We start from the raw sequence: 17,068 nt of genomic DNA, 5'->3' as shown, positions 1-17,068 counted from the left end.
TTGCGCCATTCAAACATTTCTTCGCCTAGACTCATTTCTATCACCTTTGATAGTTGGGTTTTCTTTTGTCTATTAAAACACAAAAATTAGGTATTTCTAATTTTATTAGGAACACCTATTGACTTAATAATTAGGTTTACCTAATATTTATCTCGTAGACAACAAAAAAGCACACCGCCCTCCCCAGGTCCGATGTGCTTTTGCAAACTGCGAGATCAATTATGAACGTAAAAACCTTTTTAAACAAGCACAAGGTAACTGGAGTTACAGCAATTGCTGTACTTGTAGCCTTGGGTTCTTGTGAATACCGTACCGCTAATTCTAGCGTCCCTTCTAATTACTCATATGAAAGCAAACAAGTAGTTGCTTCTGAATATGAACTCTTAGGAATTAAGCAAACTGGTGAAAAAACTGGTGTAGCTGTTATCCGCATAGACGGCTTCAAATTAAACGTAAGCTTCGATTTTGACGGCGTAGCTGATAGCTATGGTGTAGCTGGATCTGATTTTACAGCGGCTGAAATTACTAACCTTGCTATTGAGTCAGTAACTGACTTAAGCGGCAAACCTTGGAATGATTTCACCAATCATGACGACCATAAAAACATAAATATTTTATTAGCGGGCTATATCGACCGTAATAAATGGTTGGAGGCAGCCTAATGAAAGATTATAACTGCCCTACTTGCAAGAAGATGATTCCTGTTGACCGTTCAAAAATCAAAGCTGGTGATGAGGTTTCATTTTGCAGAGTAACCCAATCTTCTAAATCTGCACGTTTTTCTTCAAGAGAAGGAATTGTCAATTGCCGTGAAGGTGATGTGGTTTTAGTTAAATATCGCAAAGAAATTATTCCTTTAAATATTAAGGACGTCTCACCTGTTGATGCTCCTAGCCCGCTTACGTATGCATTTGTTGGTACATGCGAATGTAAGGAGGCTGAACATGTCTAATTTCAAAAAACATCCTGACGGCTACAAGTCATTTTTAGGCCGTGATGATAAGGGTCTCTACTCTGTCCGCATTGGCTGGCAAGTGTACGCATCTAATGCTAATGGCTCAGTTCTTTACAAAGTTAAAGACGGATTTAAGACGCCTTTAAATGTGTTCAGGTTCCAAACTTCTTATCCAAAAGTTTGGAATGAACTCACCCAAGAAATCGATTTTCAGCGCAGAAAGCAGCTCGCTATAAAACTGCGTGAAACAAATATCCCTACTTATGACCGCAAAGCATATAAGCAAAAACGCGGCTTTACTGGCTCTAGATGAGGATAAGAAAAATGGCGTTACCGATTATTACTGCTGATCAAACTTTATTGGTTCAAGCAATTATTGTGTACCTATACGCGGATCCGGGTTTAGGTAAATCATCCATGGGCTTTACTGCGGAAAAAGCAATTTCTTTTGACTTTGACCGTGGTGCTCACCGTACTGGTGAATTACGTCGTGGCGCGGTTGTACAGGTTCAACAATGGAGTGATGTAGCAAACCTAACTCCTCAAGACTTAGCACCTTATAAAACTGTAATCATTGATACCGTTGGCGCAATGCTTGAATGCATTAAAACCCATCTATTGCTAACTGCTAATAACCGTCAAAAAGATGGCTCTTTAAAGTTAAAGGCTCAAGGTTTAGCGAATCAAACCTTCAAGCAGTACATCAACACTTTAATCAGTCTAGGCAAAGATGTTGTTTTCATTGCGCATGCTTCAGAAGATCAAAACGGTGATCAAATTATTTACCGACCAGATCTAGGTGGTAAAAACCGTAACGAGCTTTACCGTATCGCAGATGTCATGGGTTATCTAACAACTGTTACTACTGGTGAAGGTAAAAATGCCCGCGTTATTAATTTCAAACCTTCGCCTACACATCATGCGAAAAACTCAGGTGCTTTAGGCGGTGAAACCGGTGAAGTATGGGTACCTGATCTTAAAGCACACCCTACTTTCTTGGCTGACCTGATTACTCAAGCTAAAGATCACATTAACACCTTAACGCCTGCACAACTTGCAGCAGCTAAAGCCCAAGAAGAGCTAGAAAACTGGAAACAAAGCTGTGAAGAAGCAGAGCATGCAGGTGACCTTAATCAATTAACTGAGTCGCTTGATAAAGAACATATGTATTACCAGAACATGCGCCAAGCAATGTTAATGAGGGCTAAAGCATTGAATTGCACGTTTGATAAGCAACGTGGCACTTGGATTAGTCCACCTGAATTTAACGGTATCTCAGATCAACAAAGAGATGAACTTCAAAACTTTATTGCTGAACGTGGCCTCGATGTAAAAACAGTTTGTGAGCACTTAGGTATCGATGCCCTTATCCAAATTGAAGCGGCAAAACTTAAGGCAGTTAAACAAGAAATTGAAACCTTAGCGAAAACGGGGATGACAGCATGAAAAATATTTTAACTGCTCAAGAAGCATTTGCAGCTCTTCAAAAAGGTAAAACTGTTCTATGTCGTCCTATTGGAGACATGTTGGACTTTTCTGACTTAGATCAATTCCCCGCTTCTGTTTTTGGCAAACCGGGTTTTGAATTCTGCATCAAAATCGAAACTATTGAACTGGCTGGCATTACATTCACAAAGCCATTAACTATTGATGAATATGAGGAAGGACAGGATGTTTTTGTAATTACTACATATTCGCCTTCTATTTACGTCGTGAATTTTAGAACCACCGCATTAATTGAATCTATTAATAGCGGCTTTGTTCAACGTGATGCAGAAAACGCCAAGCTTCAATTAAAAGCACTATCTAAAGCGTTAGGTTTTGAAGTTAGTGACGATTTTAGTGTTATTCGCCTAGGTGACGAACCAAAGAAACAGCGTGCTAAGAAATCAAAAGGTGCACAGACAGTAGTTGTAGAAAAGACTTCTGAAATTGTTGATGAAGTTAAACAACCTACAATTGTTATTACTGAGCAAACAAATGTAACTACTTCTGAAGACTCATTGGTGCAATCCGAAGATATTTCAGAAAATATAGGATCAGCTTTAGATAGTGCGATTGTTATTACAGAACAACCTTATGTGTCTTCACCTGAAGATTTTTTAACTCAGCCTACACCTGAGCAAGAAAAAAACAATGAGTATCAGCAAACCCTAGATACTCTTCTTCAGCGTGTAAAAGAATCAAAAACACCTGAAGAGGTAAATGCTGTTTATCGATATACCCGTACGTGGAATGACAAACAAATGGAACCTCTCCTCCTTGCCACTCACAAACGACTTGAAGAGCTCGAAAAATCTAAGGCACCTGCAAATGAACCACCTTCACTAATGGTCCAGATCCAAAACGCGCCCGACCTCACAACATTAGATGCTTTGGAAATAGATGTAGCAGCACGTGATCCGCTAATTCAACCAAAGCTTATGGGCTATATAAGAAAACGCCGCTATGAATTAGAAAATCCAGCAGTTTCTCAACCAGAAGCAGAGCCTGATTATCTATTAGGAGACGGTTTCTAATATGAAAGATCAGTACAAGAAAGTGAGCCAAAAACACATGCTTGGTTTTATGTACTACTTGCAATTGCTGGGCTACGTAATAGTCCGGCAAGGCATGGATCAAGCAATGTTCCTAACAAAGCATTATGCGGTACCAGTCGCTTGGCGCCGCATAACGATCGACTATCACAACCGATTAAATAAACCGGCACAACAACTTTATAAAGAGTTCGTTGAGTGGACCAAAGAAGAATATTTGAGGGCCTAATGATGCTTGATTTGAATAAGGAAAGAGAGGCTTTTCTGGATACCTTCCAATATTACAAAGGAAGAAGAGACATTATTTTTAGTCATGAGCATGAACTGTTTATGACTAGATCAAACAATCCTTCTGAAATTGCTCAGAAAGAAATAAGCAACATGAATAGCCGTTGGGATGCTTGGCTTAGATGTGCAAAGCATCGTGATGCCGAGCTAGAAAAAGCCAAAGCTCAGGCGGTGCCAGAATGGATCAGTGCTAAGGTCGGAAGACCTATTAAGTTCGGGACACGAGTAAAGATAAAGCGTAAAGCGTGGGATGAGGACGACAATCTTATTATTGTTGAGTCAGAAGCAACATATGATAAAGACTCAGATTTTTGCGAACTATCTAACCGATCTTATGAGTATGAAACATGGTTTGATCATGAGTTAAAAAAATACCTTGATGAAGATGAATTAACACATTGGGCGCCATTGGGTAAAAGCGAATCGGGAGCTGAGGGATGAATGCAAAAATTTTAGATCCTTGTTGTGGCTCTCGCATGATGTGGTTTGACCGTCAAAACCCAAATGTAATTTATGGAGATATCAGAAAAGAAGAACATACATTGTGTGATGGTCGTTCTTTAGTGATTGAACCAGATGTGATGATGGACTTTCGTGACATGCCTTTTAAGGATGGCCAATTCACTTTAGTTGTGTTTGACCCACCTCACCTAGTTAAAGCTGGAAAACAAAGTTGGTTAGCTGCCAAGTATGGAAAGTTGTCAGAAGATTGGCGTGAAGATATTCGCAAGGGTTTTGCAGAGTGCTTTCGTGTGTTGGCCAATGGAGGTGTTTTAATTTTCAAATGGAATGAAACACAAATCAAAGTTAGTGAACTTTTAGAGCTGACAGATCAAAAACCATTGTTTGGACACATTAGCGGGAAACGCAGCAATACACATTGGATTACTTTTATGAAGGTTGATGGCTGAAATATGAGTAGATTTAATTTTGAAGAACTTTATTTGTATGCCTTAAAAAATGCAAATAAGCCAAAGAAGCAACCGAACTGGGTTCATGTTTGTAGATTAGGTGTGAGCTCAACTAGAGCTTATGAGTTATGCAGACATTTCGGAATAGATCCAGAAGGCACTGATTTTAGAAAAGCGGAAAGTAAGGAGGGCTAATGTGGATAAATATCTGACATCTAACAATGTGTGTGAGATGTTTCATATTACTAAACGCACACTTAATCGGTGGGAAATTAACACACCTTGGGGTATTCCCTTCCCAGCCCCAGCTTTAAGTTCTGAAGGCGGGACAATGAAAAGATACCTCGCTACTGATGTAATGAAGTGGGAGGAAGAATGCCAGCAAAAGAAGCAACTAAAAAAAGCTATATAAGTTGTACCGAAGCTAACAATCAGCAAACTTGATGAAATTAGTCCAGATCAATGATTGTTAGCATATTTACGTTACTATATACTGTCCGCCGAATCACGGCTTGCTAGATAAACTCAGCAATTTCATTTATGTACATAATGGTGTACATATAATGAAACCAAGGAAGCAAGAATATACTTTTCCCGTTTAATTATAAGGGTTTAGGCGATATGGCATTAATCGTTCAAAAATATGGCGGTACTTCTATGGGTACCCCCGAGCGCATTTTAAATGTTGCTCGTCGTGTGAAGCGTTGGCATGATCACGGTCACAAGGTTGTTGTGGTCGTATCTGCAATGAGTGGTGAAACAAACCGCTTACTTGCCCTCGCTAAAGCCATTACCGAAACACCTGACCCACGCGAGTTAGACCAAATGGTTTCAACCGGTGAACAGGTGACGATTTCCATGTTAGCTATGGCACTTAATTCGATTGGTGTGGAAGCTAAATCCTATACCGGACGTCAAGTCGGTATTAAAACTGACAGTGCATTTACTAAGGCGCGTATTGAGTCGATTGACACAGATGTCATGACCAATGACCTAGATGCAGGCCGTGTTATTGTAGTTGCAGGCTTCCAAGGCTTCGATGCCAACGGAAATACTACAACTCTAGGACGTGGCGGTTCAGATACTTCTGGTGTTGCCATTGCAGCTGCCCTAAAAGCAGATGAATGCCAAATTTATACTGACGTTGATGGGGTTTATACTACAGACCCTCGTGTTGCCCCTAAAGCGAAGAAAATCGATCGTATTTCTTTTGAAGAAATGCTAGAAATGGCATCATTAGGTTCTAAAGTTTTACAGATTCGCTCAGTAGAATTTGCCGGAAAATATCAAGTTCCTTTACGCGTATTATCAAGTTTTGATAATGATGACGACGGCGCATTTGACGACGAATTTAAAGAAAATGTAGGTACACTCATTACTACTGAGGCAGAAGACACTATGGAACAGCCAATCATTGCAGGTATCGCTTTTAACCGTGACGAAGCAAAATTAACAATTTTAGGTGTACCTGATGAACCGGGTATTGCTTCTAAAATTTTATCACCAGTAAGTGATGCCAACATTGAAGTGGATATGATAGTCCAAAATGTTGAAGAAGATGGCACAACAGATTTCACGTTTACTGTAAACCGTGTTGATTTAGCAAAAGCTGAAAAAATCTTAAATGAAACTGCCAAAAATATTGGTGCGCGTGAAGTTTCAACACGCGATGACATCGTTAAAGTATCTATCGTGGGTGTAGGTATGCGCTCGCATGCGGGTGTAGCAAGCAAAATGTTTACTGCCCTTGCTGACGAAGGTATTAACATCCTTATGATTTCAACTTCTGAAATTAAGGTTTCTGTCATTATTGATGAAAAATACCTTGAGCTTGCAGTTCGTTGCTTACATACCGCTTTTGGTTTAGATCGTGAACATGGTGAAAGCAGCGCACGCGCTTAATTTTACCGAACGGTCAAGAATTCATTAAAAAATGTTTACTTGTCCGACAATAATCAAAGAAAACACAGAGCCGCTATAGTTTTTTTTATAGCGGCTCTGTTATATTAAACGGAAAGTTTTTTGGCAGTGATTATCAAAATATGACTTTGTTCTCATATTTCTGTTAGAATCTGACTGAAAACTGAGGTTGAGCTTTTTATTTGGGTACCAATATTGCAGTTTTAAGCGTTTAGCAAGGAGATAAACATGCTGATTCTGACCCGCCGTGTCGGGGAAACATTAATGATTGGGGATCAAGTCAGTGTTACTGTGCTTGGCGTCAAAGGAAACCAAGTTCGAATTGGTGTAAATGCACCAAAAGAGGTTTCTGTTCATCGCGAAGAAATTTATCAACGTATTCAACATGAACGTGCAATGCATGAACACCTTCAACATCTTGATCAAGATTATCAAGTTTCATATGAAGATGATAATTATGCACAGAAAAACTTCAATCGTTAGTATGAAGTTGTTCTCTCCCTAATTAAAGCGACTTTATAGTCGCTTTAAATTTTTTGGGAATATATAAATTTATAGCCCTAATGCCCGTTTTACAGGTGCATAACTACGACGGTGTTGATCAATCACGCCATGAGCTGCAATGGCTTCAAAGTGTGCTTTGGTTGGATACCCCTTATGTTTGGCAAAACCAAATAATGGATATTGTTGATCTAATTCTGCCATTTGACGATCACGCGTGACTTTAGCCAAGATACTCGCCGCACTAATCTCGGCATGGCTTGCATCTCCCCCTACAATCGCCTCGCAAGGAATAATAATTCCTTTTGGAATTTGATTGCCGTCTACAATTACCTTTTGAGGTTGTGTTTTCAGACCATCCACTGCACGTTGCATAGCCAAAAAAGTTGCCTGCAAGATATTCAGCTCATCAATTTCTGCATGTGTAGCTTCTGCTATTGACCATGCTAAAGCTTTTTCTTGAATTTCAATAAACAACTTTTCACGTTTCTTTTCAGTTAATTTTTTAGAATCGTTTAATCCTAAAATTGGATTATTCGGATCTAAAATAACAGCTGCAGCAACAACAGAACCCACTAATGGGCCTCGTCCTGCCTCATCTACGCCTGCAACAAACATGTATACTCCAATGAAAAAGAGGCCGATTTATAAGAATCGGCCTTCTTTAGTGCTTAAAACATCAATTATTTTTGTAAAGCTTCCGCCACACAAGCATTTACAGTTTTAGAAACCACTTGGTTTACGATTGTAGCACGTGTATTCACATCAAGCGCAGCAGCAGCTAATTCTACTGCAGTCACACTATTTGGTGCTTTTTCACTTACACAGCCGCAAACATTCGTTTGGATGCTATCACGCTGTTCAGCAGTCATATATTTTGTTGCTGTCTTCCATGCAGCAACATTATTAATTTCTGTAATACATTTCGCATTAACAGCAACTTTTAATGCAGCTACGCCTAACTGTTGAGTTGTCGTTTGTGCAGAAGCACCGCCAGTACCGGTACCTGTAGTGGTTGCACATGCAGTTAAAGCTAAAACAACTGGTGCTACAGCGAGCATCAATTTTTTCATCATTTTTTTCCTTTGATCGAACGTAAGCAGCGCGTATTTTGCCTAAACTTGTGCTTAGAAGAAACAAATAAATTGATGCATTTATGCAAATTAAGTCCCTTAATCTCTAGCTCAACTTAACCGTGTTTTTTTTAAATTGAAGCGTTCTGTTTATAGCACGCTCTGTTACGGGAACAACATTTCTCAAATTTAACAGTTTCCCATAAAATCTAGCGCTAGAATGACAAAAAAAAGGGTCTTTTATGCCTGCCTCAACCTCTCAATACTACACCCGTACTGCACAGATTCTGCATTGGGTCATGGCCATCATTTTTATCACTGCTTGGGTGATTGGTTTCTATAGTGGAAATTTTCTAAGTTATGACGTTGATGGCAGCTTTAAAGGCGATGTCATTACACTACATAAGAATATCGCCACAACCATTATCTTCCTCGTGGTCATTCGTCTGTTTTGGCGTTACACCCATCCTGCCCCACAATTGCCTGACACGATGTCACCAACAATGAAAACTTTAGCTCACATCGGACATTTATTACTGTATGTGATTTTAGTCGCTTTACCAGTCACTGGCTGTTTATTTAGCTGGAGTGCTGGTCACCCTGCTCCGGTTTTATATTTATTTGAAATTCCACGCCTGGTGCAAGATAATCCTGAGTTATTAGCTATTGTTAAGCCATTACATATTTATATTTCATGGTTTGCTGGTTTACTTATTGTTGGACATGTACTTGCAGCTTTAAAACATCACTTTATAGATAAAGACAATGTTTTAAACAGTATGACCAAACAACCTAAATAAATTCAATGTTAAAAAAACCGCCTATCACAGGCGGTTTTTTTATTTAGATTTTCTGGATTTCTGAAATCCACTTTTGTTTCTCCTCATCTGAAATGAAAGAGGCTTCAAAAGAGTTAATTGCGAGTTGCTTCAACTCATCATTGGTTAAATCTAATGCCTGTTGAATGGCAAAGAAATTATCATTCATATAACCGCCGAAATATGAAGGATCATCTGAGTTAACAGTCACGTGTACGCCTTTTTGTAAAAGACGGCGGATATTGTGATCTTTCATATCCTTAACAACACATAGCTTTAAGTTACTTAAAGGACAAACCGTTAATGGCATTTTTTCATTAATTAAACGAGCCATTAATTGTTCGTCTTCTTCAGAACGCACGCCGTGGTCAATACGGTTTACTTTGAGCAGGTCTAAAGCCTCCCACACATATTCAGGTGGACCTTCCTCACCTGCGTGAGCCACGATTAAGAAGCCTTTTTCACGCGCTTTAGCAAAAACACGTTCAAATTTAGCTGGTGGATGGCCTACTTCGCTTGAATCAAGTCCTACAGCGATAATATCTTGTTTAAACGGTAAAGCTTGCTCAAGCGTTTCAAATGCAGCTTCTTCGCTTAAATGACGCAGGAAACACATGATCAGCTGAGAACTGATACCAAATTTGGCTTTTGCGTCAGCACATGCACGTTTAAGCCCATTGATCACGGTTGCAAAAGCAATACCACGGTCAGTATGAGTTTGCGGATCGAAGAACATTTCTGTATGAACGACACGATCTTCTGCACACTTTTCAAAATATGCCCATGCTAAATCGTAAAAATCTTGCTCATGAACAAGAACATTTGCACCAGCATAGTAAATATCTAAAAATGATTGAAGATTATGAAAGTTATAAGCTTGCTTTACTTCTTCAACAGATTTGTAAGGAATCTGAATCTGATTACGCTGTGCAATGGCAAACATTAATTCAGGTTCAAAGGTCCCTTCAATATGCACATGCAACTCGGCTTTTGGTAAGGCCTGAATCAGCTCGACTTGATTCATATTAACTCCACATCTAAAGAAAAAAGGGTGTGGTAAGCACACCCTTCTATAATTTCCTTCTTATATCCCTATCACTAAAATAGTTCTAGAAGGAAATTATAAACAATCGTATTAACCGCCAAAGGCGATAAATTTAAATACCCAAAGAGCAGCAATAATCCACACCATGTATGGAACAGTTTTTGCCTTACCCGTAAATAATTTAACTAATGCATAGCTGATAAAGCCCATTGCAATACCATCTGCAATTGAGTAAGCAAATGGCATAAATACAATCGTTAAAAAGGCTGGTACAGCTTCTGTAATATCATCCCAATCGATGTGAGTGATCCCTTGGATCATCAATACACCAATGAACAATAAAGCGGGTGCTGTTGCAAAACCCGGCACAGATTGAGCAAGAGGTGCCAAGAATAAACAGCAGATAAATAAGAAAGCGACAACTACCGCGGTTAAACCTGTACGTCCACCTGCTGCTACACCTGAAGCCGATTCAATATATGGCGTAGTTGATGAGGTACCTAATGCAGCACCAGCAACGATTGCAGTAGAGTCAGCAAATAGCGCTTTTTTCAAACGTGGCAATTTACCGTCTTGTAAAAGGCCCGCACGGTGTGAAACGCCAACCAAAGTACCCGTACTGTCAAACAAGTCAACAATAAAGAATACAAAGATGACACCAACCATACTTGCGGTAAACAACCCTTCAAAGTCCATTTGCATGAATGTTGGCGCAATTGAAGGAATTTCACCAACCACACCCTTAAATTCATTTAGACCTAAAGCTGTGGCAATTGCTGTAACGACTAAAATACTAATAATAATCGCACCGCGGACTTTAAGCTGATGCAAAATTACGATAAGTAAAAAGCCAAATAAAGCTAATAATACAGTAGGTTGTTTAATATCGCCCAAACCGACCAATGTTGCTTGGTTCGCGACAATAATTCCGGCATTTTTTAACGCAATGAGCGCAAGGAATAAACCAATACCACCACCTATCGCAAATTTAAGCGACATCGGGATTGCATTGACAATCGCCTCACGAATTTTAAAGAAACTAATCGCAAGGAATACTACACCTGAAACAAAAACAGCTGCTAAAGCTGTCTGCCATGGCACTCCCATGCCCATACAAACCGAATAGGTAAAATAAGCATTAAGCCCCATACCGGGTGCCAAGGCGATTGGATAATTAGCAATAATACCCATCACTAAGCAACCGATTGCTGCTGCCAAACAGGTCGCAACGAATACGGCGCCATGATCCATGCCGGTTTCAGATAAAATGAGTGGATTGACAATGATGATGTAGCACATTGTTAAAAATGTAGTTACACCAGCAAGAACTTCTGTTCGAAACGTGGTTTTATTGTCGCTTAACTTAAATAAACGCTCTAACCACCCTGCCGAAGAATTGGGCGCCGCCATAAGTAGCCTCTATGCAAAATCTGAGCTGTGGAATATGTACTTCTATGTAGGTATCTGAGCAATCTTGTTTTTCTGTTCAGATCTCTAGACAAAAATCTTAAATAGACGAAGCAACAAATATGCCACTCATTTGATTTCTGCTGTCATACACAGAAAATAGCCACAGCCCCTCTTGAAACACAAAAAAGCTGCATAACCCCTATGCAGCTTTTTTACTATACGTTCAATAAGTTTAACAGATTCAACAGCAACATGATCAAAATTTATGAAAAGATATGATCAATGGCACACTTTTTAAAGCAAATCACAATCACCCCTGTGCTTAGAAAAAAACTTTTTTATCACTGATATATTTTTGCAAATTATATGAAGCTAAATTGCTATGACTAACACGGTTAGGATTACGTTCGATGGTCTGCAAATTTTTTTCAGCTTCTTGGATGATCCTCATGAGCTCTTGATGTCTTTTATTTTGGGTATCTAAATATGCCCAATACCCTAATACAAATACAATACTCACGCATAACACTATTAATACTTTATTGATCATTATTATTATCTCTATGTTTTTAATGTTAATGATCTTAACAAAAAAAAAATAAGGTTGTGAATACTTTCACATTTATTTACAATAATTATTAACTACACAAGTTATTGATATAAAAATGTTTTCCAATATACAATTTAAAAAATTGATTAAAAAGAAAACTTTTCACTTAAAAATTCATTTTTAAAAATAGCTATATTATTTTAAATGAAACTTATATAAAATTCTTGGCCCATTTTTATTTTTAAGTATATTTAAATTTATCGTTTACTTTAACTTCATTATATTATTTATTGAATTTTCATATATTTCTTTCATTATTTAATTGTAAAAAGCCCACCTTCATCAATAAAGTGGGCTTTTATAAATTAATTAACCTGCGACTTCTTCAACTTTAGGTTTTACTTTTACAAGATCAGCTTCATAGATGACATCGTATTCTTCTAAATTTAAATGATGTAAACGCTGTCTAAGCTTTTTCAATGACCATGGCCATGCTGCAAAGTTACGACCATTTGCATCAAGGTAATAACTCTTACAACCACCACTATTGAATACTGTGGTTTGTAAATGCTTTTGTACAAGCTCATTATGCTTTTTAATTATTTCTGATTTTACAGAAAGTTTAGCAATACCTTTCGCTTTCATTTGCAATAAACCATCTACAATATATTGCAGTTGGGCTTCAGCAAGACCAATGAATGAGTCATAAACCAAGACATTCGGCCCTAGCATAAGAAATGCGTTCGGTACATTTTCAATGTTGGTTCCTAGGTAAGCTTCCGGTGAGGAGTCTTTCCAGAGTTCTGCCAGACATTCCCCTTTTTCGTTATGTACCCGTTTACCAATGGGTGGATGGGACACTTCAAAACCTGTACCCCAAATAATCACATCTACTTCGTGACGTTCACCGTTAGCTGCAACCACGGTGTTGCCTTCCACTTTAACTAAGCCATGTGGAATAAGTGTGGTATTCGGTGCTTGTAATGCTGGATAATAATTATTGGCAAATAAAATACGCTTACAGCCAATATCAAAGTTAGGTGTGACGTTTTTACGTAAAACTGGATCTTTAATTTGTAACTTTAACAATTGTTTCGCAGCAAAATTGACAGGCTTTAAAGCTTTTGGGTTGCGTAAACCAAAATTGATGACATTTAAGGTGCCTGCTACAGTCTGGCGCCAAGTGGCCTGTATTTTTGGGTATTTGGCAATAATTGATTTACTCAACTCCCCCAAATCCGTATCCGGTTTTGGCAGTACCCAAGGGGCTGTACGTTGGAATACAAACAGTTCTTTTGCTTTAGGCTGAATTTGGGGCACAAACTGGATGGCAGATGCACCAGTACCAATCACGGCAATACGTTTTCCAGTTAAGTTATAATCATGGTTCCATTTCGCCGAATGGAACATTTCACCAGTAAAGGTATCTAAACCTTCAAGGCGTGGAATCTGGGCTTCAGTAATTGGACCTGTAGCAAATAGAACTGTTTTAGCAATATATAAACCAGAGCTTGTCTCTAGTTTCCAGACATTTTTTACATTGTCCCATTCCGCTTTTAATAGTTCGGTATTGAATTCAATTAAGGACTCTATATCAAACTCACGGCTTACATTTTCTAAATAACTTAAAATTTCCGGCTGACGTGCAAATAAATGGCTCCATTTTGCACTTGGAGCAAACGAGTAAGAGTATAGAGCCGAAGGTACATCACAACCACAGCCCGGATAGGTATTTTCACGCCAAGTACCACCAACGCGGCTTGCTTTTTCAATAATTTTAAAATTAGTTAAGCCTGCTTCATTTAGCTTAATTGCAGCAGCAAGACCAGAAATACCCGCACCGACAATAAAAGTGTCATAAATATGTGCAACTTCTTGGGTTTTACGGGTGCGTGTATTTGTTCTAGGTTTAGTGACCATAATTTTTCTGCCTATACAAAATTTTATTTAAATAACTGATACGAAAGCCCAAGGAACTTTGCATATAGCGTTGGAGATGTCCTTTTCATAAGCCAGAATAATTTGGCGTCGATCTGTGGCGTGGTGTAGAGCTGCCCACGATCTAATCGATTCAATGTTAAAGTTGCAACTGCATCGCTGGTCGTCATGGCATAGTTCATGAGTGCATGGTCTGCAAGCTTGGAATAACGCCCCGGAATACGACCATTTTTAATGATATTGGTTGGCACCAAAGTCGGGCAAAGTACATTGACTTTAATATTGAATTTGCGAAGCTCGGCTGAAAGGGTTTCTGATAATGCCAAAACACCCGCTTTCGTTACATTGTAGACACTCATTTCTGGTGCTGCGGTATACGACGCGGCAGAAGCCACATTAATGATTGCACCGTAACCTAGTTTTTTGAACTTTGGCACAAATGCATGACAACCATGAATAACACCCCACAGATTTACATGCATACACCATTTCCAGTCTTCCAAACTCATTTCATCAAATTTGCCACCTAGACCTACGCCAGCATTATTAATGATGAGGGTTACAGGATGATCAAGTAACTGCTCTGCCTGATCAGCCAAAGTCTGTACTTGTTCTGCTTGCCCAACATCGCACTGTACAGCAAATGCTTTTTGTCCCAACTGTTCAATTAACTTTACGGTTTCTTCAGCAGCTTCTAAATTAATATCTGCGCAGACTACGCTGCCACCACGTTTTGCCAGTTCAACTGCAAAGCTTCGTCCAATCCCACTGCCTGCCCCAGTTACGACCGCATATGCGTTTCGGCTCGGCTGGTCTTTCTTACCAAATAAAATCATAGTAAATCCTAAAAAATTTTAGGGAGACGGCAGTAATTGTCATATTACTGCCATGACCAATAGGCTTATGAAACTGCACGAACTGGTGGTGTGAATTCCTTCACAAAGTAAGGCGCAATTGCACCGCCCTCGTTAAGTAATTTCTTTTTGTAGTACTCCAGATATTCGGTCGTGTCATGATCATTTGGATGGAAGTCTGGACGTAAGTAATCAAAAATCTGACCAATGGTGCTACCAAATACGCCATCTTTTGGACTAAAAATTAAGTTGACGCCACGACGTGCATCTTTCCAGAATTTTCTGGTCAACAGTTCTTTTGGCTTACGCAGTAGAGGTACAAATAAAGTTGCTGTTGGAATAAGCCCTAAAATAGTAATGAAAGCCATTAAAAAGCCCGTTGCCCGTAACGGATAATTACCGTTTAAAACCTGATAGACGTCATAAGCAATATCTTTATGCTCAGATTCTTCAAGCATATGCCACATCCATAAGGCACGACTTTTGGCATCGTCGGTATAATAGAAATTCTTTTCATGCTTCATCATGTATTCGGCAAGTACCGCTGTAAAATGTTCAATACCCGCCATGAGTGAAAGCTTTAATGGTTGCGGGAATTTTAAGAACACATATTTAAAGAAGTTCTCACCCAAGAAACGATAAAAATCGACCGGATATTCCAGCTCTTTAATTGCATCATTGAACTCATTATGCAATTTTGAATGGATGGCTTCTTGACCAATCAGCGAAGTAACACGCTGTTTTAAAATCGGATCTTGAATAAATTCACGGTGGTGACGAGCTGTTTCAATCACCAGATCTTCACCATAGGTCAAAAAAACCGAAAGCGTTGCAAAAAACAAAGTTGCAAACTGGTTGTTGACGTAAAACTCGATATCAATTTCTTTACCATCAAATCCGATATTTAAATGGCGAATTGGGATAGTTCCTTTATTTGAAAAATCTATCTTTTGATACTGAGCTATAACTGATTTAGGAGAAATAATATTTCGGATAGCTTGAGCGACCATTTTCGACACCCTATAAAATTTGTTAAATACAAGGCAGCATCGAATCAAACAGCTAAAGTTGTCTTTGGATTATTTCTTGCAATCTTTAACTGCTCTCGAACAAAAATTTGCTCGAATACCTCTGCCTTGTCATGTTTTATGAACTTAAGCGTTGTTAAGTTCACCAAATCAGGTTAAATAGTGCGCTTGCTATAACACTCTAACAAGGACAAAAAAAGCCAATCCATTTTGAAACTTTTTGCCAACTCAAATATTTTTCGATTATTTTAAATTATTTATATAACCTACTATTATTCATTATTTTTTAAATAAAATACATTTGTCCTAAAATGATAAAAACATGGCTTAAAAAGATAATATACGAAATATTCTGCCTATTTCTATACTTACCTTAGTTCTATATTTGATCGTTCCAAAAATCACACCAAGCTTTCTGTTTTTAGAGCTTTATTGCACAAATGAAAACGATAAACTGCATTCAGAGAAAAAATTGGATGAGGAGAATAAATCATGTTTGATATGCGTTTATCTCATGAGCGTGGTGCAGCACATCATGGCTGGTTACAGTCAAAACACACGTTTTCATTTGCAAATTATTGGGATCCGAAACAAGTTGGCTTTTCAGATTTGCTTGTGATTAATGACGATACGGTTGCTCCATCAAAAGGCTTTGGTACTCACCCTCACCGTAACATGGAAATTATTTCTTATGTGCTTGATGGTGCGTTAGAACATAAAGACTCAATGGGTACAGGTTCGGTTATTGTGCCTGGTGATATTCAGTTAATGAGCGCAGGCCGTGGGGTTGCACATAGTGAATTTAATCACTCTGCTCAAGAAAACGTGCACTTCTTGCAAATTTGGGTAGTTCCAAATGAAGTGAACACAACACCGGGCTATCAACAATTGCATATTTCCGAGGAAGACAAACGCGGTAAATTGCACTTGATGATTTCACCAAAAGGTGGCGAAAAAACTTTATCCATCAAACAAGACATTAATATTTATTCTGGTCTTTTTGATGGTGAGGAAACAGCAGAGTTTGCAATTCCTGAAGGTCGTTATGTTTACCTACATGTGGCAAAAGGCCGTATTGAGGTAAACGGTAAAACCTTTAATACCGGTGATGCTGCGCGTATTCGTGATGGAGGCAAGTTATCATTTACCAATGGTGACAATGCTGAAATTCTGATTTTTGATATGCGTCCGGAAGAAATTCCAACCATGCCATAAACAATAAAAACACCTGCGTAGAAGT

The 17,068-nt window shown here is 38.7% G+C and carries 21 protein-coding genes; 13 read left to right on the top strand and 8 right to left on the bottom strand.

Going from position 1 to position 17,068, the window contains the following annotated elements; all coding sequences use genetic code 11:
- Positions 1-221: 221 nt before the first annotated feature.
- The 11 genes from G9371_RS17020 to csrA all read left to right on the top strand — a co-directional run bounded on the left by G9371_RS17020 (position 222) and on the right by csrA (position 7,094).
- Positions 222-662: a hypothetical protein gene (locus G9371_RS17020; RefSeq protein WP_001101434.1), complete on the top strand. Its 441-nt coding sequence runs from the start codon at positions 222-224 to the stop codon at positions 660-662.
- Entirely contained in the window at positions 662-952 is a 291-nt protein-coding gene (locus tag G9371_RS17015; protein WP_000656410.1) for a hypothetical protein, read from the top strand. The genes G9371_RS17020 and G9371_RS17015 overlap by 1 nt, the downstream gene beginning before the upstream one ends.
- On the top strand, positions 945-1,268 hold the full coding sequence (locus G9371_RS17010; protein WP_031974081.1) for a hypothetical protein: 324 nt from the start codon (positions 945-947) through the stop codon (positions 1,266-1,268). Before G9371_RS17015 ends, G9371_RS17010 begins: the two co-directional genes overlap by 8 nt.
- Before the next feature lie 11 nt (positions 1,269-1,279).
- Complete coding sequence (locus tag G9371_RS17005) at positions 1,280-2,401, top strand: ATP-binding protein (RefSeq protein WP_104914898.1); 1,122 nt, start codon at positions 1,280-1,282, stop codon at positions 2,399-2,401.
- Entirely contained in the window at positions 2,398-3,474 is a 1,077-nt protein-coding gene (locus G9371_RS17000; protein WP_104914897.1) for a hypothetical protein, read from the top strand. Before G9371_RS17005 ends, G9371_RS17000 begins: the two co-directional genes overlap by 4 nt.
- 1 nt (position 3,475) lies before the next feature.
- A complete protein-coding gene (locus G9371_RS16995) occupies positions 3,476-3,721 on the top strand; it encodes a hypothetical protein (RefSeq protein WP_000654847.1) in 246 nt (81 codons plus the stop codon).
- Positions 3,722-3,723: 2 nt separating this feature from the next.
- Positions 3,724-4,221 (top strand): hypothetical protein, encoded by a 498-nt coding sequence (locus tag G9371_RS19275; protein WP_104914899.1) that lies wholly within the window; start codon positions 3,724-3,726, stop codon positions 4,219-4,221.
- Complete coding sequence (locus G9371_RS16985; RefSeq protein WP_104914896.1) at positions 4,218-4,691, top strand: methyltransferase domain-containing protein; 474 nt, start codon at positions 4,218-4,220, stop codon at positions 4,689-4,691. Before G9371_RS19275 ends, G9371_RS16985 begins: the two co-directional genes overlap by 4 nt.
- Before the next feature lie 196 nt (positions 4,692-4,887).
- Entirely contained in the window at positions 4,888-5,103 is a 216-nt protein-coding gene (locus G9371_RS16980; RefSeq protein ID WP_000362184.1) for a hypothetical protein, read from the top strand.
- A 209-nt stretch (positions 5,104-5,312) separates the two neighbouring features.
- Complete coding sequence (locus G9371_RS16975) at positions 5,313-6,593, top strand: aspartate kinase (RefSeq protein ID WP_001185176.1); 1,281 nt, start codon at positions 5,313-5,315, stop codon at positions 6,591-6,593.
- Positions 6,594-6,839: 246 nt separating this feature from the next.
- A complete protein-coding gene (csrA, locus tag G9371_RS16970) occupies positions 6,840-7,094 on the top strand; it encodes a carbon storage regulator CsrA (protein WP_000906487.1) in 255 nt (84 codons plus the stop codon).
- Between the two features lie 69 nt (positions 7,095-7,163).
- Here csrA and rnhB read toward each other — a convergent pair whose 3' ends face one another.
- Positions 7,164-7,730, bottom strand: coding sequence for a ribonuclease HII (gene rnhB / locus G9371_RS16965; RefSeq protein WP_000495832.1), 567 nt, complete (start codon positions 7,728-7,730; stop codon positions 7,164-7,166).
- A 65-nt stretch (positions 7,731-7,795) separates the two neighbouring features.
- On the bottom strand, positions 7,796-8,185 hold the full coding sequence (locus G9371_RS16960; RefSeq protein ID WP_000735757.1) for a hypothetical protein: 390 nt from the start codon (positions 8,183-8,185) through the stop codon (positions 7,796-7,798).
- A gap of 242 nt (positions 8,186-8,427) precedes the next feature.
- Between G9371_RS16960 and G9371_RS16955 the strand changes: the two genes are divergently transcribed.
- The gene (locus tag G9371_RS16955) at positions 8,428-8,985 is read left to right on the top strand and encodes a cytochrome b (protein ID WP_001111767.1); all 558 of its coding nucleotides are present in this window, start codon (positions 8,428-8,430) and stop codon (positions 8,983-8,985) included.
- A 43-nt stretch (positions 8,986-9,028) separates the two neighbouring features.
- On the opposite strand, the gene G9371_RS16950 is transcribed toward G9371_RS16955, so the two are convergent.
- From G9371_RS16950 to G9371_RS16925, 6 genes are all read right to left on the bottom strand, one after another.
- Positions 9,029-10,027 (bottom strand): adenosine deaminase, encoded by a 999-nt coding sequence (locus G9371_RS16950; protein WP_029424275.1) that lies wholly within the window; start codon positions 10,025-10,027, stop codon positions 9,029-9,031.
- Positions 10,028-10,138: 111 nt separating this feature from the next.
- On the bottom strand, positions 10,139-11,458 hold the full coding sequence (locus tag G9371_RS16945; protein ID WP_000729980.1) for an NCS2 family permease: 1,320 nt from the start codon (positions 11,456-11,458) through the stop codon (positions 10,139-10,141).
- 322 nt (positions 11,459-11,780) lie between these two features.
- Positions 11,781-12,008, bottom strand: coding sequence for a hypothetical protein (locus G9371_RS16940; protein ID WP_000608974.1), 228 nt, complete (start codon positions 12,006-12,008; stop codon positions 11,781-11,783).
- A 369-nt stretch (positions 12,009-12,377) separates the two neighbouring features.
- The gene (locus tag G9371_RS16935; RefSeq protein ID WP_029424276.1) at positions 12,378-13,928 is read right to left on the bottom strand and encodes a flavin-containing monooxygenase; all 1,551 of its coding nucleotides are present in this window, start codon (positions 13,926-13,928) and stop codon (positions 12,378-12,380) included.
- 23 nt (positions 13,929-13,951) lie between these two features.
- Positions 13,952-14,782, bottom strand: a complete 831-nt coding sequence (locus G9371_RS16930) for an SDR family NAD(P)-dependent oxidoreductase (RefSeq protein ID WP_000599996.1) — start codon at positions 14,780-14,782, stop codon at positions 13,952-13,954.
- A gap of 65 nt (positions 14,783-14,847) precedes the next feature.
- Entirely contained in the window at positions 14,848-15,810 is a 963-nt protein-coding gene (locus G9371_RS16925; RefSeq protein WP_000226456.1) for a metal-dependent hydrolase, read from the bottom strand.
- Positions 15,811-16,320: 510 nt separating this feature from the next.
- Here G9371_RS16925 and G9371_RS16920 point away from each other — a divergent pair.
- Positions 16,321-17,043 carry a pirin family protein gene (locus G9371_RS16920; RefSeq protein WP_029424277.1) on the top strand — a complete coding sequence of 241 codons (723 nt, stop codon included), beginning with the start codon at positions 16,321-16,323 and terminating at the stop codon, positions 17,041-17,043.
- Positions 17,044-17,068 lie beyond the last annotated feature (25 nt).

The organism is Acinetobacter sp. EKM10A (genome assembly GCF_011075215.1).
In the GTDB taxonomy this organism is placed as follows: Bacteria; Pseudomonadota; Gammaproteobacteria; order Pseudomonadales; family Moraxellaceae; genus Acinetobacter; species Acinetobacter baumannii.
Note: the sequence above shows the minus strand (reverse complement) of the source record. Positions and strands in the feature narration are given on the sequence as shown.